This window comes from Methylocella silvestris (assembly GCF_002891535.1).
Lineage (GTDB): Bacteria > Pseudomonadota > Alphaproteobacteria > Rhizobiales > Beijerinckiaceae > Methylocapsa > Methylocapsa silvestris_A.
Map to the genome: position 1 here is coordinate 471,820 of NZ_PDZR01000001.1, position 16,579 is coordinate 488,398.

Here is a 16,579-nt window from a genome sequence, read left to right on the forward strand (position 1 = left end):
GCCATGACCGCTGAGACCGAAGCTGTCGACGCGCGTCCCGTCGCCGGGTCTGCCAGGGTCGGCATTCTGCTCGTCAACCTCGGCACGCCGGACGCGCTCGGCTATTGGCCCGTGCGCCGCTATCTGAAGGAGTTTCTGTCCGACAGGCGCGTCGTCAATACGCCCCGCCTGATCTGGTGGCCGATCCTCAATCTCATCATCCTCACGACCCGGCCGCAAAAAAGCAGCAAGAATTACGAGACGATCTGGAACAAGGAGCGCAATGAAAGCCCGCTGAAGACCGTGACGCGATCGCAGGCGGAGCAGCTCGCCGGCTCAATTGCTTCCGGCGAATTTGGCTCCGGCGGAGACATCGTCGCGGATTGGGCGATGCGCTACGCCAATCCGTCGATCCGCTCGGCCCTGCAGCGCCTGCGAGAGCAGGGATGCGGCCGCTTGCTCATCGTCCCGCTCTATCCGCAATTTGCCGGCGCCACGACTTTGAGCGTCACGGACAAGGTGGAAGAATCGCTGGCGCGGATGAAGTGGCGTCCTGAAATGCGCAGCGTCCCGCCTTATTACAATGATCCCGTCTATATCGACGCGCTGGCGGAGTCGGTCCGCGCGGGCGTTGGCGCGCTTGATTTCGAGCCGGAAGTCGTCCTCGTGTCGTTTCACGGCATCCCCAAATCCTATGTCGAGGCGGGCGATCCCTATTACGATCAATGCGTCGAGACCTGGCGGCTTTTGCGCGAGCGCCTCGATTTCTCGCCCGAGCGCTGTCCGCTGACCTTCCAGTCACGGTTCGGGCGCGCCGAATGGCTCTCGCCCTATACGGACGAGACCGTCAAGGAACTGGCGCGGAAGGGCGTGCGGCGCATGGCGGTGCTGACGCCGGGCTTTTCCGTCGATTGCCTCGAGACGATCTCCGAGATAGGCGTCGAAAATCGCGAGTTTTTTATCGAGGCCGGCGGCGAGCAATTCGCGTTGATCCCCTGCCTCAACGACAGCGCGCTGGGGATGAAGGTCATCCGTCATATCATTGCGCGCGAGATCGACGGCTGGATCTAATCTAGCTTCCGGCCGGGTCCGCCGCGCGGATGCCGGCAATGAGCCCGTCGGTGAACCAGCGCCCCAAAAACCCGGCGGCCTCGCCCGCGACGTCCTCGGCGGGGCGATTTTGCGCCAGAACCGCGCAGATCAGCGCGAAATCCGTCCCGCGTTGCAGCGAGGCCAAAGCGATCTCCTCGTCGCCGCTGAGCGCGCGGTAAAAGGAAAGATCGCGCTGGCGCCAGAACAGCACCGTCTCCATCGGCGCGTTGTCCTCGCCGCCCGCATCCTCTTGGTCGGCTGTCTCGGACAGCTCGCTCTGGCTCAACGCATAGGCGCTGCGCGCGCTGCGCGGAAGTTCGATCATCTGCACCGAAGGGTGCAGGACAAAGGTCAGTTCCGGCCAATCCTCCGGCGTCTGCGCCGCGAGTACGTCAATGGCGAGCTGGGGGGCGTCCGGCGCGTCGAAGGCGCGCGACAAGGCGCGCTCGAATTCGGCAAGGCCGAGGGCGTTATCCTGTTCGCGCCAATGCGGATCCTCGCGCATGAAATCCGGCAGGCCGCGGCAATAATCCTGCGCCGCGAAAGCGCGCGAGGGGCGGCCTTCGAGATAGGCCTCAAACAGCGCGCCGAAGGCCTCGTCGCCGAGGGTTTCGCGCAGTGCGGGAAATTCAGTGGAGAGGCCTTCGGCAAGCCGCAGCCGATACGCATCGTAATAGATCTTGAAGCGCGCCGCCGCGTTGAGCCTTGGCCCATCCTCGACGCCCCGCGGGGCGTCCTCGTCGCCGCAAAGAATGGCGCCCTGAAAGGCCGCCTGCATGTCCTTCAGGGTCATTCGGCGGCCTCCCGGCGGATGCGCGCCGCGGCGGCGATGGCCCGGGCGCGATCGAGTTCGCCGACAAGCTCGTGAAGCGGCGGGAAATTGTCGTCGCGCTCGATCATGGTCGAGATCGCGCCGAAGCGGCGACAGGCGCGTTCGAACAAGGACCACACCTCTTCAATCACCGGCTGGTCGTGGGTGTCGATTTTATGCGTCTCGTGGTCCGAATGTCCGGCAAGATGTAGCTGGAGCACGCGCTCCTGCGGAATGTCATCGAGAAAGCGGGCCGGGTCGAAGCCATGGTTGAAGCTTGAGACGAAGATATTATTGACGTCGAGCAGCAGCCAGCAATCGGCTTTTTCGGCGAGTTCGCGCAAGAAGGCCTCTTCGGTCATCTCGGACTCGGCGAAGGTCACATAGCTCGACACATTTTCGATGGCGATGCGGCGTTGCAGAAAATCCTCAACGCGCAAAATGCGCTCGGCGACGTGATCCAGGGCTTCGCGCGTGTAGGGGATCGGCAAAAGGTCGTGCAGATTGACGCCATGGACGCCGGTCCAGCACAAATGGTCGGAAATCCATTCGGGCTCGCAGCGGCGGGCGAGATCCCGCAATTTGCCGAGATAGTCGAAATCGAGCGGCGCGGTCGAGGCAATCGACATCGAGACGCCGTGCATGACAATGCGGTAATCGGCGCGGATATCGTCGAGGATGGCGAGCGGGCGTCCGCCCCGCCCGATGTAATTTTCCGAAATCACTTCGAACCAGTCGATGTCGGGCCGTTCTTTGACGATTTCGGCATGATAGCGGTGCCGAAGGCCGAGACCGAAGCCAAGAGGGGCAGGCTTTTCCATCGTCGCTCTCGGTGTGACGGTCGCCGCTGGGGGGGGCGCGAGGCGCGGGCGGTTCAATCTCACCGCCGCGCCCCGCAAAGTTGAGCCGTTATATCAGATAACCGTACCGCCCTTTGACGTGCAGGCGGCGGTTGTCTTGGTCGGTAGCCAGCCATGGCCCTTGCAGCTGTTTTGCCCCTTGCAGGCGTTTTCCGCCGTCTTGCAGGCGCTCGTTCCCTTGCAAGAGTTGATCCCCATGCAATGAACAATTTTCGCCGATTTGGCGGCGGCCGGGCTCAAGGCGGCGCCATTCATCGCGAGAGCGATGGCGGCGATGGCGAGGCTTGCGCCAGAGGCGACTTTGCTGGTCCGAATGCCCGAGTCGTGGCTGCTGGTCATGGTGAACTCCACAGAAAAACCCGCGGCGGCGCGGGCGTTGCGCGAGCCGTTGCGGCCCACACAAGCTCTACGTCGGTCGATGCGGATCGTTACATGATCACGCGATTGTGATAGCGTTATCCGGTCTTTCTATTGTGCAGCCGGCGCTCCCACGACAGCGCCTGCTCGACGATCTCGGCGAGATTGTCATGTTTCGGCGTCCAGCCGAGCTCCTGCCGGACGCGGTCGGCGCCGGCGACGAGCGAGGCTGGATCGCCGGGCCGGCGTCCCTTCAGCCGCACCTCGAAATCGACGCCCGACACTTTTTTCACGACCTCGACGACTTCGAGCACGGAAAGGCCCCGGCCATAGCCGCAATTGCAGGTGAGGCTACCGCCGCCGGCGCGCAGATGCGCCAGCGCCAGCAAATGCGCGTCGACGAGATCGGTCACCTGAATATAGTCGCGCACACAGGAGCCGTCGCGCGTCGGATAATCGGTTCCAAACACGTCAAGTCCGTCGCGATGGCCAAGCGCGGCCTGCACCGCGACCTTGATGAGATGGGTCGCGACCGGCGAGGACTGGCCGAGCCGCCCGGCGGGATCAGCTCCGGCGACGTTGAAATAGCGCAGCACGACATAGCGCAGCTGATGCGCCGCCGCGACGTCGGCGAGCATCCATTCAACCATCAGCTTCGAGCGGCCATAAGGGTTGATCGGCGCCAGGGCGACATTCTCGAAGACTGGATTTTCCGCGGGCTCGCCATAAACGGCCGCGGTCGAGGAGAAGATGAACTGCTTGACGCCAGCCTTGACCGCGCATTCGAGCAGATTGCGCGCCTTGGCCGTATTGTTGAGATAATAGGCGAGAGGGTCCGAGACGGACTCCGGCACGACGATCTTCGCCGCGAAATGGGCGATCGCGTCGATGCGATGGTCAGCGAAAATCTGATCGACGAGCGCGCTGTCGCCGAAGTCGCCGACGATCAGCTTGGCTGCGGGAGGGACCGCCCAGGCGAAGCCGGTCGAGAGATTGTCAAGAACGACGACCTCCTCGCCCTGATCGAGCAGCGCCAACGCCATATGGCCGCCAATATAGCCAGCGCCGCCGGTAACGAGTACTGCCATGAACTGCCCCTGTTAAGCGCAAGCGCCAGTTTAATGAAATTGCTGCGAAGCGGAACTGATAATCTCTCGCGATGTCCCGTTGCCGCCTGATGACGGTTTTATTGCGGAACCTGAGGCCGCCCCAAGCTTTAGTCCTCTTCGATAAGGCGCGCTTCAGCCATACGACATAATGCTGCGGTTGCGCTCGCTGGTTTGATGGCCTGATGTTCGTTATGATCACGCCGCCGTTCATTCTGCGCCTTTCCACGGGACGGCGCCCATATAGGGACACTCGATGACGACACGGATTCGCAAGGCTGTTTTTCCGGTCGCGGGCCTCGGCACGCGGTTTCTTCCGGCGACCAAATCGATCCCGAAGGAAATGCTGACGATCGTCGATCGTCCGGTGCTTCAGCATGTCGTCGAGGAGGCGGCCGAGGCCGGCATCGAGCACTTCATCTTCGTCACCGGACGCGGCAAGGCGGTCATCGAAGACCATTTTGACATCGCCTACGAGCTTGACGATACGCTGCAAAAGCGCGGCAAGTTGAAAGAGCTGAACGCCCTCAAGGAGCAATTGCCGGCCGCCGGCGCGACCAGTTTTACGCGCCAGCAGGCGCCGCTCGGGCTCGGCCATGCGATCTGGTGCGCGCGGGAGCTGGTCGGCGACGAGCCTTTCGCCGTGCTCCTGCCGGACATGGTGACAATGGCCGGGCCGCAGAGTTCAGGCCGCTGCCTCGCCCAATGCATCGAGGCCTATGAAAAACACGGCGGCAACATCATCGCCGTCGAGGAAGTGGCGCCGGAAGAGACGCACCAATATGGAATCGTCTCGATCGGCAAGGATTTTGGCTCATCTTTCGAAATTACCGGCATGGTGGAGAAGCCCCCGCAGGGAACCGCGCCGTCGAACTGCATCATTTCCGGGCGCTATCTGCTCGGCCCGGAAATCTTCAAGATTTTGGAAAAAGTAGAGAAGGGCGCTGGCGGTGAAATCCAGCTGACAGACGGCATGAAAGAGCTTGCCGCGACGCAGAGCTTTCATGGCGTGCGCTTCGACGGCAAGACCTATGACTGCGGCTCGAAGATCGGTTTCCTTTCGGCCAATGTCGCTTTCGCGCTGGCCAACCCGGATATCGCCGGAGCTTTCAAGACCGAACTGAAGAAGTTCGGGCCCTTCTAGCAATTAGCGAGGCCGGCGGCGGCCGGCCTCGCCTCGCCTCGCCTCAAGCGGTGTCGAGCGCCGGATAGTCTGTATAGCCTTCCGCCGAGCCGCCATAAAATGTCTCGGCGTGGGGCGCGTTCAGCGGCGCGTTTTCGCGCAGCCGATCGACGAGATCGGGGTTGGCGATGAACAATTTGCCGAACGCGACAAGGTCGGCCCGGCCGGCCTCGAGCGCCTCGATCGCCAACTCGCGCGTATAGGCGTTGTTGGCGATATAGGCGCCGCTGAAGGATTTGCGCAGCGCCGAAAAATCGAACGACGCGATATCCCGCGCGCCGCCCGTCGCGCCTTCGATCACGTGGATATAGGCAAGGCCGCGCTCGCTCAGCGCAGCGACGAGCGGGAAGAACAGTTTTTCCGGATCGCTGTCGACCGCGTCATTGAAGGGGCTGACCGGCGAGAGCCGGATGCCGACACGCGATTTGTCCCAGACGGCAAGGATCGCGTCGGTGACCTCGAGGGCGAAGCGGATGCGGTTTTCCACCGATCCGCCATAAGAATCCTCGCGCTTGTTGGTCCCGTCCTTCAGGAACTGGTCGATCAGATAGCCGTTGGCGCCATGGATTTCGACGCCGTCGAAGCCGGCGCGCTTGGCGTTCTCGGCGGCGCGGCGATAGTCCGCAACGACGTGCGGGATTTCATCGAGCGCGAGCGCGCGCGGCGCCGAGACGGGCGCGAGCCCGCTCTCGATAAAAGTGTCGGCCTTCGCCGTAAGGGCGGAGGGGGCGACGGGCGCGCCGCCCTGCGGCTGCAGCGACACATGCGAGATTCGGCCGACATGCCAGAGCTGGATGAAGATCAGCCCGCCCTCGTCATGGACGGCGTCCGTCACTTTTTTCCACCCCTCGACCTGCGCCTCGCTATAAATGCCGGGCGTTGCGATATAGCCTTGGCCTTCCTGCGAAATCTGCGTCGCCTCGCTGATGATGAGGCCGGCCGAGGCCCGTTGGCGGTAATATGTCGCGTTAAGATCATGCGGGGCGAGCGTGCCCCTGGCTGCGCGGCTGCGCGTGAGCGGCGCCATTACGATCCGGTTCGGCAGGCGAAGATCGCCGAGAGTGAACGGCGAAAACAAAATCTCGGCGTCGTCGGTCATCTATTGCTCCAACTTTCGGTAATTCTCAGGGCAGGATGACTGAGAACGCAGAAGCGCCCCTTGCGTTGCCGCAAAGCAGCATAGGCCCGGCGTTTTTAAAGCCCTTATTTCATGTTCAGCGCGGACATATAGAGTTCGAGAATCGCCTCCATCTCCATCCGCTCGGCGTGATCCTGCTTGCGCAGCCGGACGATCTGGCGAACGACCTTGACGTCGAAGCCGCGGGCTTTCATCTCCGCATAGACGTCGCGGATGTCGTCGGCCAACGCCTTCTTTTCTTCCTCGAGCCGCTCCACGCGCTCGACGAACTGGGTGAGTTCGGCGGCGGCGACGCCGCTTTCGGCGATATCTTTCGTCATTGGCGAAGGTCCTTCAGGATTGGTTCTAGCGTCCGCCATGTGGCGTTGCGGCGCGCGCGTCAAGGCGCGAGGGGCCGTCATCCCCGCTATTTGCGCTTTCGGTCCAGCGAATGCCCTCAACGCTCCGCATGCCGCCCCGTGCGGCTTGGCAAAAAGGCGAGCTGGCGCAATTCCGGCAGCGCCAGCACCGAGGCGAAGATCGGCGCGAGCCGATCGGCGTAGCGCTCCGCCTGTTCGTTTGTCGAAATCAGATCCTGACGAACCTCGACGAGCAGCCCGGCGAGGCCGCGCCGTGTCACTTCCTCGTCGAGCGTATCGCCGACAAGGGCGCCGTCGTATGGCTCATTGTCGCCGGTTTCGATCCCCGCCTCGCGGAGCGCGGCGATCAGGGGCGCGGCAAGACGCGCATCGCTGTCCCACAAAATTCCAACCTCCCAGGGCCGCTTTGCGCCGCGCCAGCAGGGCGTGAAGGAATGGATTGACAAGACCACGGGAAGCGGGCCGGCGGCGGTCATAGCATCGACCGCATGGGAGACGGCATCGCGGTAAGGGCACCAATAGAGGGCGATGCGGCGCTCGATTTCCTCCGCCGCGATCGCCGCATTGCCCGGAACGATCGCGCCGTCGGACAATTGCATGACCAGCGTCGGGTCGTCGGCGCCGCGATTGGGATCGATCAGCAGCCGCGAAAAGCGCGAGAGAATCGCCGGCGCGCCGAACAGCGCGGCGAGGCGGAGCGTCAGCGCCCGCGCGCCAATATCAAAGCCGATATGGCGTTCGAGCTCGCTTTGCGGCAGGCCGAGCGTTCCATAGGCGGGCGGCAGCGCGTTCGAGGCGTGATCGCAGATAAAAAGCACGCCGGCCTCGCGTGCGCCCGCGATCCGCTCGACCGGCTCGAACGCGGCGGCCTCCAGGGCCGATGCGGGCTTGGTCAAGGTCATCGATGCGTCTCCTTCAAAAAGAGGCGCGGCGTCTTGCGCTCAGGACGGCGAAAATAACCTGCAGGCGCGCCGCCGCAACTCGTTTTTGCCGGGATTTGCGACTATCGGCGCGGGGGGGCGGCTCATTCATCGGCGGGGGCGCGCGCTCGGGCGCGGTTTGCTGGTCAATCCCTTGTCGCCGGGATAGAAGCGCCGTAGCGGCGGCAAGAATATCGTTCCAGAAAAGAACCCATGTCCGGCCAATTTCAACCACGACCTTGACGGCGATGAAACAAGCGATTACTCCCGCGATCATAGGGCTTGGGCTTCTTCTGGCCTCGGTCTTCCCTGCGTCGGCCGACTTTCGTCTCTGCAATAACACCGCGAGCAGGACCAGCATTTCGCTGGCCTACACCGACGGCGAGATTTGGGTGAGCGAGGGCTGGTGGAATTTGAAGCCCGGCGCCTGTGAAACCCTCGTTCGCGGGCCGCTTGCGGCTGAATTCTACTATGTCTACGCGATGGATGAGCGTGGCGGCGAATGGAAGGGCAAGGCTTTCATGTGCACGCGCGACCGTGAATTCCGCATCCTGGGGCGCGAGGACTGCTACGTCCGCGGCTTCGACCGGACCGGCTTTTTTGAGGTCGATACGGGCAAGGAAGCCAAGAACTGGACGGTGCAGCTGACCGATCCCGCGCCTCAAAAGCCAACTCCCTGACTTATTTTACGAAGAGGCTGTCATGCGGCGACTGCGACGGTGCAAGATCATTGCGACGATAGGACCAGCTTCCGCGAAGCAGGAGACGCTGGCGGCCTTGTTCAAGGCGGGCGCTGACGTCTTCCGCATCAATATGAGCCACGCCTCTCACGACGCCATGCGCGAGCAGGTGCGGATGATCCGCGCCGTGCAGAAGGAATTCAAGCGGCCGATCGGCATTCTGCTCGACCTTCAGGGGCCGAAGCTGCGCATCGGCCTGTTCAAGGACCGCGCCGTCAAGCTCGCGCGCGGCGCGACCTTCACGCTCGACTCCAATCCGGAGCCCGGCGATGAGACCCGCGTCTGCCTGCCGCATCCCGAGATCCTGCGCGCTCTCGTGCCCGGCCATACGCTGCTGATCGACGACGGCAAGGTGCGCCTCCATGTCGTGACCGCCGACGCCTCGCACGCCGTCGCCGTTGTCGACGTCGCCGGGGAAATATCGAACCGCAAGGGCGTCAGCCTGCCGGACACTGAAATTCCGGTCTCGCCGATGACCGACAAGGACCGCGCCGATCTTGAGGCGGGGCTTGAGGCCGGCGTCGACTGGGTCGCGGTCTCCTTCGTGCAGCGGCCGGAGGACGTCGCCGAGGTCAAGAAACTGACCCGCGGCCGCGCGGCAGTGATGTCGAAGATCGAAAAGCCGCAGGCAATCGCCAAGCTCGAGGAGATCGTCGAAATCTCCGACGGGCTGATGGTCGCGCGCGGCGATCTTGGCGTCGAGATGCCGCTGGAAAAAGTGCCTGGCCTGCAAAAGCGCATCAGCCGCACCGCCCGCCGTCTCGGCAAGCCGGTGGTCGTTGCGACGCAGATGCTGGAATCGATGATCAATGCGCCGGTTCCAACCCGCGCCGAAGTATCCGACGTCGCGACGGCGGTGTTCGAGGGCGCCGACGCCGTAATGCTCTCGGCCGAAAGCGCCGCCGGCCATTATCCGGTCGAGGCCGTCTCGACCATGAACCGCATCGCCGAAGAGGTGGAGCGCGACGCTTACTTTCGCGGCATCATCAATGCGCAGCGCACGACGCCCGAGGCGACCGGCGCCGACGCCATCGCGGTCGCGGCGCGCAACGTCGCCGAGACGCTCGATCTCAAGGCGATCGTCGCCTGGACCGCGTCCGGATCGACTGCGCTGCGGATCGCCCGCGAGCGGCCCGCCGCGCCGATCCTTGCGTTGACGCCTTTTCCCGAGACGGCCGGCCGTCTGGCGCTGGCCTGGGGCGTCCACGCCGTCGTCACCAAGGACGCGAACGACATCGCCGACATGTCGGCGCGCGCCTCGAAATTCGCCTTCCGCGAGGGCTTCGCCTTTGTCGGCGACCGCATCATTATCGTCGCCGGCGTCCCCTTCGGCACGCCGGGCGCGACCAATATGGTGCGGATCGATTTCGTCGAGGAAGCGGCGACGCTGAGTTCAAGCGATTCGACCGCGACCCCGCTGGAACAGGCCGCGCAGGCGCAGCAATAAAAACCTTCGCCTAACCGCCGCCGAACAGATTTTCAAAAAAATTGCGCTCGCGCGGCGCTGGCCGCGCCGCCGCTGACTCGCCCGGGCTGGGAATAAGACCGGGCGGCACGAGCCCGCCGTTGCGTCCGCGCGGAGAGGCGTCGGCCTCGGCCCGGCGCGGCTGCGCGGAAGGAAAAGCCGGATAGCCGGTCGGAGCTGCAGGCCCGCCCGCGTCCGCCACGGGCGGGGGAGAGCCGACGGACGTCGGCGCATCTGGCCAGAAGGGCGGCGGCGCGACGAGCGGCGCCTGCCACAGCCCGCCCGGCAGCGGCTGGGGCGGAATTCCCTGATGCGCCGCGCGCATGAAACGCGACCAGATCTCCACCGGCAGCGTGCCGCCGGAGGCCTTTTTCGTCGGCGAACTGTCGTCATTGCCGAGCCACACGCCGGTGACGAGATGGCTCGTGTATCCGACGAACCAAGCGTCGCGCCAATCCTGGCTGGTGCCGGTCTTGCCCGCCGCCTGCCAGCCCGGCACATCGCCCTTGCGCGCGGTGCCGGTCAGCAACGTCTCCTGCATCATGACGTTCATCATCGGCAGATAGGCTGCGTCGATGACGCGGCCGTTGCTCGACCCTTTGCGCACATAGAGCAGTTTTCCGGCGGCGGTCTTGACGCGGACGATGATATGCGGCTGCACGCCGATGCCGCCATTGGCGAAGGGCGCATAGGCGGCGACGAGTTCGAGCGGGCTCACCTCCGACGTGCCGAGCGCGATCGAGGCGTTGGGGCTGAGCTCCGAGACGATCCCCAGCCGATGCGCGGTGGCGACCACGGTTTTGGGGCCGACCTCGACGCCGAGCCGCACCGCCACCGTATTCAGGGACAGCGAAAGCGCCTTGGTGAGAGTGACAGGGCCGAAATATTGCCGCGAGTAATTTTCCGGCTGCCAGCCATGCACATTGATCGGGCCGTCTTCACGGATGGTCGCCGGGGTCAGCCCATGTTCCAGCGCGGCGAGATAGACGAAGGGCTTGAACGCTGATCCCGGCTGGCGCCTTGCGGCGGTCGCGCGGTTGAATTGGCTGTCGGCGTAATTGCGCCCGCCGACCAGCGCCTTGATGCCGCCGGTCGGATCGAGCGACACCAGAGCGCCTTGGCCGACGCCGAATTTCGCGCCTTTCTGGTCGAGTTCCTCGGTCAGCGCCTTTTCGGCATTGGCCTGCAGCGCCGCGCTGATCGTCGTCGCGACGGTGATATCCTCCTCGATCGCGCCGACCGTATCGTCGAGAACGTCCATCACATAGTCGGCGGCGTAATTGGCCGTGCCCGCGCCATCCGATTTTGTCGCCGCCGCCGGATGGGCGAGGGCGAATTTTCCCATCGCGTCAGTAATAAAGCCCTCATCGACCATGGCGGCGATGACTTGGCCCGCGCGCTCGCGCGCTCCGGCGGCGTTGCGGTTTGGCGCGAGCTTAGTCGGCGCCTTCATAAGGCCGGCGAGCGTCGCCGATTCGGCCAGCGTCAGCGCGCGCGCGCCATGGCCGAAATATTTCTGCGCCGCCGCCTCGACGCCATAGGCGCCGGAGCCGAAATAGACGCGATTGAGATAGAGTTCGAGGATCTGGTTTTTCGAATATTTATGTTCGAGCCAGACCGCGAGGATCGCCTCCTGAATCTTGCGCGAAACCGTCCGCTCCTGCGTCAGGAACAGATTTTTCGCAAGCTGCTGCGTCAGCGTCGAGCCGCCCTGCGTCGCCCCGCCGGCGGCGTTGCGGGTCAAAGCGCGCAAGATGCCGATCGGATCGACGCCCAAATGGGAATAAAAGCGCCGGTCCTCGATGGCGACGAAGGCCTTTGGCAGATAGGGCGGCAGATCGGCGATCCGCACGCTCGCGCCGCCGGTGTCGCCGCGATTGGCGATGAGACTGCCGTCATCGGCGAGGATCGCGATGTTCGGCGGGCGCTTTGGCACCGCGAGCTGGTCGATCGGCGGCAGTTTTGTCGCGTAAAAGGCGATGATCGCCGCGCCCGCGACGCCGGCCCAGACCGCCAGCGTCAGCAGCAGCGAGGCCGCTCCGGCGAGGGTCAAGCCGCGTCGGCGCGGCTTCTTGCGCGGCGGGCCGCTGCGGGCGGGGCCGCGCTCTCCGCGGCTGGAGCCTTGAGTGGCCATCGGCGGTCCCGCGTCGATCCGATCAGAACAGAGATTTTGGAGCTGAAGGCTGCAAAATCATGACGCTGATCTAGAGGGTTTGAGCTTAACGGGACGTAAACCGCGCGGGTGCGGCGATTTTGCGGCCTATCCCCACTCGCCTCGTCTGTTGACTAGATCGAGGATCGGCGCGGGGACAGGCGATCGCGAAGCCCTTGAAAACTCCGCCCCGGCGCTTGCGCATTTTGCAGCGCCGCGCCAAAGTCTCGCCCCCGGCGGGAGGCGATCTGGCTTGCGCGCGGCAATAATTGAATGGATTGGACGCGCTATGAAAGTCACCCTTGAGCGAGCGGCCCTGCTCAAATCGCTTGGCCATGTTCATCGCGTGGTCGAGCGCCGCAACACCATTCCGATCCTGTCCAATGTGTTGCTGCGCGCCGAAGGCAAGGCGCTGCTGCTGAAGGCGACCGACCTTGACCTTGAGGTCACCGAGCGCCTCGCCGCCGATGTCGGCGTCGCCGGCGGGACGACGCTGCCGGCCCATACGCTCTATGACATTGTGCGAAAGCTCCCCGACGGCTCGCAGGTCAGCCTGGAGATCGCCGGCGACAGCGGCCAGTTGCTGCTGCGCTCGGGCCGCTCGCGCTTCAATCTGCAAACCCTGCCCGACAGCGATTTTCCCGATCTTGCGGCGGGCGACTTCAGCCATGATTTCCTGCTGCCCCCGGCCGATCTCAAGCGCCTGATCGAAAAGACGCAATTCGCCATCTCCAATGAAGAGACGCGCTATTATCTCAACGGCATTTTCATGCATTCGATGGAGGCGGAGGGCGCCTCGGTGCTGCGGGCGGTCGCGACCGACGGCCACCGGCTGGCGCGCGTCGAGATCGCCTGCCCGAAAGGCGCCTCCGGCATGCCGGGCGTAATCGTGCCGCGCAAGGCGGTCACCGAGGTCCAGAAGCTGATCGAGGATCTCTCCGCCGATATCCGCGTCGAGCTGTCGACGACAAAGGCGCGCTTTACGTTTGGCGATGTGGTGCTGACCACAAAACTGATCGACGGCACCTTTCCGGACTATATGCGGGTCATTCCGGCCGGCAATGACAAGCGGCTGATTGTCGAGCGCGGACCCTTCGCCGCCGCGGTCGACCGCGTCTCGACGATTTCCTCCGAGCGCGGCCGCGCCGTGAAACTCGCCATCGCCGACGGCAAGCTGACGCTGTCAGTCACAAACCCCGATTCCGGCTCGGCGCAGGAAGAACTCGACGTCGACTATGATTCGACGCCGCTCGATATCGGCTTCAACGCGAGATATCTGCTCGACATCACCGAACAGCTCGACAGCGACACGGCGCTCTTCAAACTCGCCGATCCCGGCTCCCCGACGCTGGTGCAGGACCGCGACGGGGCCAGCGCGCTTTATGTGCTGATGCCGATGCGGGTTTAAGGGTCAATCGATTTTGCGGTTAATTTTGGTGCATACTAGCCATGTCGGATTTAGAGTTTGCAAATGTGGTTTTGCGCGGCCTAGTAGCTGAGCGCATAGAAGAAACCGATCATACGAACATTCGGGCCTATTACAAGGGGCGGCAAATTAATGTGAGTAGATCGGAGTTAAATAGATATCGGTCACAAAAGGACACAATAAAGAAGCAAGGAGAGACCGATCTATGGATGCCGGAGTATTACGAGCACGCAGTTCAATTCGAGGGTGGTTTGAGAAGGCCTTTTAGCAGAATGGCCGACAACATAAGTGTCCAGTCAGATGAAGGTACATTAATCTCTGTTGAGAGGGCCTCTGAATTTTTTTGTATTAGTCTTCTAGATGTCGATGTTCTTGGGGGTGGCTTAAGACGCCTGCTGTCTCGCCCTTTCGGCTCAGGTGAAACAAGTGTGGCTGACTTGTTTCGTATCAATACAATTAAGGTGATTGGAGTGCGAGACGCGTTCGGTCGAAGCGCTGCACGTATGCACGAACTCGCCGGAGCTGCTATTTTTCATTTTGCTTACGGAAAAGGCGTACCGATATCATTCACTAAATCTTGGGAGCGTACAAATTACTGGCTCGGTCGAAAGGAGCATGAAAGCATCCAATTTCCAGTTCGGACCTATAATTCGGAGCTGATCAGTTACTACAATCTAGCGCTCGCGAGCGACAGCCTTGTGCTTGGATATCTAGCTTTATACAAAATACTTGAGTATTTTTTTACATCTGTTTCGGAAGATGTGCTGCACCGTAAAATAAAAGATCATTTGGCTTCTCCAGATTTTGCACACACCAAAACAAAGAAATTACGCGAGTTGGTCAAGCTGATAACTGCATTCGAGACGCGCCTTGACGAAGTCGGGGCACTAAAAATGGTTTTGTCGACCTACTTTGAAAAAAGTGATTTGCGCAATTGGATAGAACAATATCAAAATAAAAATGGGTGTTATTTCACAGAAAATGCAAATGTCTTCAATAAAGAAACAAGAATAGATTTATCAGAAAATACAATAATAAATAATATTTCGTCTAGGATTTATGCGGTAAGAAATGCACTTGTCCATAATAAGGAGGGAGAAATCGCGCGCTTTATTCCTTATTCTGGACAAGAGGATGTGCTCCATAAAGAAATTCAAATCCTAATATATCTTGCGGAGCAATTAATTATTAAGACTGGGAAGGACATAGGCTGAGTTTAGTTTTTTTGTCGCTAAGTGCGTAGAAACATGAAGTCAGTTGCTGGGGCACTTTAATACAATCACACAAAATACTTGCCGTGAAGAGTTGCCCGCAACAAGCGAGACGTCGTCGTTAAAAATGGGGAGCGCGTCGCGATAGATCCATCTTGTGCTGTCCTCCATGTGTTTTGAGCTCCAGCGCCTTGCGTTTGGAAATGCTCACTTCCTCCCGCAGCGCTCATGATGCAGCGCTCATGATGAGGAGGGCTCGAAGAGACCGTCTCGAACCACGAGGGCGTCAACAACGTGCACTGAACGCATCCTTCGAGACGCCATTTCTCACGAAATGGCTCCGAGATGAGGGAAATGGAGTTTTCAAGATTGTCGCCGCCCGTAAGGAGCACAAGCTCCTGATCGGGACCGGCGCCGGCACAAGGCCGGCATCGTCGCACGGCCGCGGAGGAGGCAGCCTCAAACCACCCGCAGCCCCAGATGCTCCGCCATCGGCGCAAAATCGCGTTCGTCGTGGAGCAGCGCGTGGCCGCGGGCGAGGCAAAAGCTTCCGATGATGAGGTCGATGGTCTTGCGCACGGTCGCGCCCTTTTCGCGCAGCGCGCGATAATTTTGCGCGGCGCGAACGGCAAGCCCGGCATCGAGCAGGGGCTCGATCCGGAACTGGCGCAAACTGGCTTCGATCCGCGCCGCATGCGCCTCGCTCCGCGCGCCTTGCAGCACTTCCAGCAAAATGAGGTCGCCGACCAAAATTTCGTTGGGGTCTTCGATCGACCGCAGCAGGCGCACCGCTCGCGTGTCGAGATCGCGGAGATTGGCGATCCACACCGAGCTGTCGACGACGATCAAGATTTTGGATCGTCGGATCGGCCTTGCCGCGACGCGTCAAGATCGCCCTGCCAGCCAAGGCCGATCATGTCGGCGATCGCGCGGCTCTGACGCTTTTGCCGCACAAGCTCGCGCAAAGCCTCCTCGACGGTGGCTTTCTTGGTCGAAAGCCCGGTCGCTGCCATGGCCTCGGCCAGCAGCTCGTCGTCAATCTCGATATTGGTGCGCATGCGTCTCTTTGTGTGTATAATTTATTCTATTCATACACATTAAGACTGCAAGGCGCAATCAGGGCTCCATTGCTTGACGCCTCGCGTCGCCCAATTGGTCTAACGCTTCGCGTTCGCGGCCAAAAAGGCGTTGTAGCCGCGCTCGTCCATGGCGCCTGAAGCGAGGGCGAGGACGGCGTTCGCCGCGTCTTCCGGCGCCGCGCTGAAGACGTAGCCGTTAAGTTCGAGAAACAGCACGCCGAGCAGGAATCCCGTGCGTTTGTTTCCATCGACGAAGGGGTGGTTCTGCACGATGGCCGCCGCATAGAGCGCGGCCAGGGTCAAAATGTCCCGCGCGTCGGCGTAAGCCGCATATTGGCGCGGCCGGGCAAGCGCCGATTGCAAAAGCGCCGCCTCGCGCAGGCCCTCGGCGCCGCCGTGTTCAGCCAGGAGGCGTTCATGAAGCATGACAGCGTCGCGCTCGTCGATCCAGACGAGCCGGTCATTTGGCGAGGACATGCAGCGTGTCGCGATAGCGGCGCATGATATCCTCGGCCTTTTCCATTTTCTTCGCAAAGTCAAAGTCGTAAGGCGTCAGACGATAGCCGCCTTCCGGCGCTTCGGTCAGAAAGAGCGGCGCGCCGTCATGCGTCTTGAGGCGGGCGATCGCCTCTTTCGGGAGTACGACGCCGAGCGAATTACCGAACCGCCGGACTTTGAGCTCAACCATGGCAAGTCCCTCA

General features: G+C 62.1%; 19 protein-coding genes. 6 read left to right on the forward strand and 13 right to left on the reverse strand.

Annotated elements, in window-relative coordinates; genetic code table 11:
* Nucleotides 1–3: 3 nt before the first annotated feature.
* Nucleotides 4–1,050, forward strand: a complete 1,047-nt coding sequence (gene hemH / locus CR492_RS02195) for a ferrochelatase (protein ID WP_102842045.1) — start codon at nucleotides 4–6, stop codon at nucleotides 1,048–1,050.
* 1 nt (nucleotide 1,051) lies between these two features.
* Here the strand turns inward: hemH and CR492_RS02200 are convergent, their stop codons facing one another.
* The 4 genes from CR492_RS02200 to galE form a co-directional block, all read right to left on the reverse strand.
* The gene (locus CR492_RS02200) at nucleotides 1,052–1,864 is read right to left on the reverse strand and encodes an HvfC/BufC N-terminal domain-containing protein (protein WP_102842046.1); all 813 of its coding nucleotides are present in this window, start codon (nucleotides 1,862–1,864) and stop codon (nucleotides 1,052–1,054) included.
* Nucleotides 1,861–2,703 (reverse strand): MNIO family bufferin maturase, encoded by an 843-nt coding sequence (bufB, locus tag CR492_RS02205; protein WP_102842047.1) that lies wholly within the window; start codon nucleotides 2,701–2,703, stop codon nucleotides 1,861–1,863. The genes CR492_RS02200 and bufB overlap by 4 nt, the downstream gene beginning before the upstream one ends.
* A gap of 93 nt (nucleotides 2,704–2,796) precedes the next feature.
* On the reverse strand, nucleotides 2,797–3,081 hold the full coding sequence (gene bufA2, locus CR492_RS02210; RefSeq protein WP_102842344.1) for a BufA2 family periplasmic bufferin-type metallophore: 285 nt from the start codon (nucleotides 3,079–3,081) through the stop codon (nucleotides 2,797–2,799).
* Nucleotides 3,082–3,197: 116 nt separating this feature from the next.
* Nucleotides 3,198–4,187 (reverse strand): UDP-glucose 4-epimerase GalE, encoded by a 990-nt coding sequence (galE, locus tag CR492_RS02215; RefSeq protein WP_102842048.1) that lies wholly within the window; start codon nucleotides 4,185–4,187, stop codon nucleotides 3,198–3,200.
* 274 nt (nucleotides 4,188–4,461) lie between these two features.
* Here galE and galU point away from each other — a divergent pair, with 274 nt between their 5' ends.
* On the forward strand, nucleotides 4,462–5,349 hold the full coding sequence (gene galU / locus CR492_RS02220; protein ID WP_102842049.1) for a UTP--glucose-1-phosphate uridylyltransferase GalU: 888 nt from the start codon (nucleotides 4,462–4,464) through the stop codon (nucleotides 5,347–5,349).
* A gap of 43 nt (nucleotides 5,350–5,392) precedes the next feature.
* Here galU and CR492_RS02225 read toward each other — a convergent pair whose 3' ends face one another.
* From CR492_RS02225 to CR492_RS20665, 4 genes are all read right to left on the reverse strand, one after another.
* Nucleotides 5,393–6,487 carry an alkene reductase gene (locus CR492_RS02225; protein ID WP_102842050.1) on the reverse strand — a complete coding sequence of 365 codons (1,095 nt, stop codon included), beginning with the start codon at nucleotides 6,485–6,487 and terminating at the stop codon, nucleotides 5,393–5,395.
* Nucleotides 6,488–6,591: 104 nt separating this feature from the next.
* A complete protein-coding gene (locus tag CR492_RS02230; RefSeq protein ID WP_102842051.1) occupies nucleotides 6,592–6,846 on the reverse strand; it encodes a DUF2312 domain-containing protein in 255 nt (84 codons plus the stop codon).
* 116 nt (nucleotides 6,847–6,962) lie between these two features.
* On the reverse strand, nucleotides 6,963–7,787 hold the full coding sequence (locus CR492_RS02235) for an N-formylglutamate amidohydrolase (protein ID WP_102842052.1): 825 nt from the start codon (nucleotides 7,785–7,787) through the stop codon (nucleotides 6,963–6,965).
* Nucleotides 7,788–7,800: 13 nt separating this feature from the next.
* Complete coding sequence (locus tag CR492_RS20665; RefSeq protein ID WP_180982407.1) at nucleotides 7,801–8,166, reverse strand: hypothetical protein; 366 nt, start codon at nucleotides 8,164–8,166, stop codon at nucleotides 7,801–7,803.
* On the opposite strand from CR492_RS20665, the gene CR492_RS02245 reads away from it, so the two are divergent.
* The gene (locus CR492_RS02245; RefSeq protein ID WP_102842054.1) at nucleotides 8,054–8,485 is read left to right on the forward strand and encodes a DUF1036 domain-containing protein; all 432 of its coding nucleotides are present in this window, start codon (nucleotides 8,054–8,056) and stop codon (nucleotides 8,483–8,485) included. The two genes, CR492_RS20665 and CR492_RS02245, sit on opposite strands and share 113 nt — an antisense overlap.
* Nucleotides 8,486–8,507: 22 nt before the next feature.
* Nucleotides 8,508–9,992: a pyruvate kinase gene (pyk, locus tag CR492_RS02250; RefSeq protein ID WP_102842055.1), complete on the forward strand. Its 1,485-nt coding sequence runs from the start codon at nucleotides 8,508–8,510 to the stop codon at nucleotides 9,990–9,992.
* A 10-nt stretch (nucleotides 9,993–10,002) separates the two neighbouring features.
* Here the strand turns inward: pyk and CR492_RS02255 are convergent, their stop codons facing one another.
* The gene (locus CR492_RS02255; RefSeq protein ID WP_102842056.1) at nucleotides 10,003–12,144 is read right to left on the reverse strand and encodes a PBP1A family penicillin-binding protein; all 2,142 of its coding nucleotides are present in this window, start codon (nucleotides 12,142–12,144) and stop codon (nucleotides 10,003–10,005) included.
* 307 nt (nucleotides 12,145–12,451) lie between these two features.
* Here CR492_RS02255 and dnaN point away from each other — a divergent pair, with 307 nt between their 5' ends.
* Together dnaN and CR492_RS20350 are read left to right on the forward strand one after the other, a co-directional pair.
* Nucleotides 12,452–13,570: a DNA polymerase III subunit beta gene (gene dnaN, locus CR492_RS02260; protein WP_102842057.1), complete on the forward strand. Its 1,119-nt coding sequence runs from the start codon at nucleotides 12,452–12,454 to the stop codon at nucleotides 13,568–13,570.
* 41 nt (nucleotides 13,571–13,611) lie between these two features.
* Complete coding sequence (locus CR492_RS20350; protein WP_146030143.1) at nucleotides 13,612–14,802, forward strand: hypothetical protein; 1,191 nt, start codon at nucleotides 13,612–13,614, stop codon at nucleotides 14,800–14,802.
* Nucleotides 14,803–15,258: 456 nt separating this feature from the next.
* On the opposite strand, the gene vapC is transcribed toward CR492_RS20350, so the two are convergent.
* The 4 genes from vapC to CR492_RS02285 form a co-directional block, all read right to left on the reverse strand.
* The gene (gene vapC / locus CR492_RS02270; protein WP_102842059.1) at nucleotides 15,259–15,648 is read right to left on the reverse strand and encodes a type II toxin-antitoxin system VapC family toxin; all 390 of its coding nucleotides are present in this window, start codon (nucleotides 15,646–15,648) and stop codon (nucleotides 15,259–15,261) included.
* The gene (locus CR492_RS02275) at nucleotides 15,645–15,857 is read right to left on the reverse strand and encodes a type II toxin-antitoxin system VapB family antitoxin (protein ID WP_102842060.1); all 213 of its coding nucleotides are present in this window, start codon (nucleotides 15,855–15,857) and stop codon (nucleotides 15,645–15,647) included. Before CR492_RS02275 ends, vapC begins: the two co-directional genes overlap by 4 nt.
* Before the next feature lie 99 nt (nucleotides 15,858–15,956).
* On the reverse strand, nucleotides 15,957–16,355 hold the full coding sequence (locus tag CR492_RS02280; RefSeq protein WP_102842061.1) for a type II toxin-antitoxin system death-on-curing family toxin: 399 nt from the start codon (nucleotides 16,353–16,355) through the stop codon (nucleotides 15,957–15,959).
* On the reverse strand, nucleotides 16,339–16,566 hold the full coding sequence (locus tag CR492_RS02285) for an AbrB family transcriptional regulator (RefSeq protein WP_102842062.1): 228 nt from the start codon (nucleotides 16,564–16,566) through the stop codon (nucleotides 16,339–16,341). The genes CR492_RS02280 and CR492_RS02285 overlap by 17 nt, the downstream gene beginning before the upstream one ends.
* Nucleotides 16,567–16,579: the final 13 nt, after the last annotated feature.

Bases quoted from the DNA above. Each gene is read 5' to 3' on its own strand.
- hemH (WP_102842045.1), top strand. From the start codon at position 4: ATGACCGCTGAGACCGAAGCTGTCGACGCGCGTCCCGTCGCCGGGTCT.
- CR492_RS02200 (WP_102842046.1), bottom strand. From the start codon at position 1,864: ATGACCCTGAAGGACATGCAGGCGGCCTTTCAGGGCGCCATTCTTTGC.
- bufB (WP_102842047.1), bottom strand. From the start codon at position 2,703: ATGGAAAAGCCTGCCCCTCTTGGCTTCGGTCTCGGCCTTCGGCACCGC.
- bufA2 (WP_102842344.1), bottom strand. From the start codon at position 3,081: ATGACCAGCAGCCACGACTCGGGCATTCGGACCAGCAAAGTCGCCTCT.
- galE (WP_102842048.1), bottom strand. From the start codon at position 4,187: ATGGCAGTACTCGTTACCGGCGGCGCTGGCTATATTGGCGGCCATATG.
- galU (WP_102842049.1), top strand. From the start codon at position 4,462: ATGACGACACGGATTCGCAAGGCTGTTTTTCCGGTCGCGGGCCTCGGC.
- CR492_RS02225 (WP_102842050.1), bottom strand. From the start codon at position 6,487: ATGACCGACGACGCCGAGATTTTGTTTTCGCCGTTCACTCTCGGCGAT.
- CR492_RS02230 (WP_102842051.1), bottom strand. From the start codon at position 6,846: ATGACGAAAGATATCGCCGAAAGCGGCGTCGCCGCCGCCGAACTCACC.
- CR492_RS02235 (WP_102842052.1), bottom strand. From the start codon at position 7,787: ATGACCTTGACCAAGCCCGCATCGGCCCTGGAGGCCGCCGCGTTCGAG.
- CR492_RS02245 (WP_102842054.1), top strand. From the start codon at position 8,054: ATGAAACAAGCGATTACTCCCGCGATCATAGGGCTTGGGCTTCTTCTG.
- CR492_RS20665 (WP_180982407.1), bottom strand. From the start codon at position 8,166: ATGCTGGTCCTGCTCGCGGTGTTATTGCAGAGACGAAAGTCGGCCGAC.
- pyk (WP_102842055.1), top strand. From the start codon at position 8,508: ATGCGGCGACTGCGACGGTGCAAGATCATTGCGACGATAGGACCAGCT.
- CR492_RS02255 (WP_102842056.1), bottom strand. From the start codon at position 12,144: ATGGCCACTCAAGGCTCCAGCCGCGGAGAGCGCGGCCCCGCCCGCAGC.
- dnaN (WP_102842057.1), top strand. From the start codon at position 12,452: ATGAAAGTCACCCTTGAGCGAGCGGCCCTGCTCAAATCGCTTGGCCAT.
- CR492_RS20350 (WP_146030143.1), top strand. From the start codon at position 13,612: ATGTCGGATTTAGAGTTTGCAAATGTGGTTTTGCGCGGCCTAGTAGCT.
- CR492_RS02275 (WP_102842060.1), bottom strand. From the start codon at position 15,857: ATGCGCACCAATATCGAGATTGACGACGAGCTGCTGGCCGAGGCCATG.
- CR492_RS02280 (WP_102842061.1), bottom strand. From the start codon at position 16,355: ATGTCCTCGCCAAATGACCGGCTCGTCTGGATCGACGAGCGCGACGCT.
- CR492_RS02285 (WP_102842062.1), bottom strand. From the start codon at position 16,566: ATGGTTGAGCTCAAAGTCCGGCGGTTCGGTAATTCGCTCGGCGTCGTA.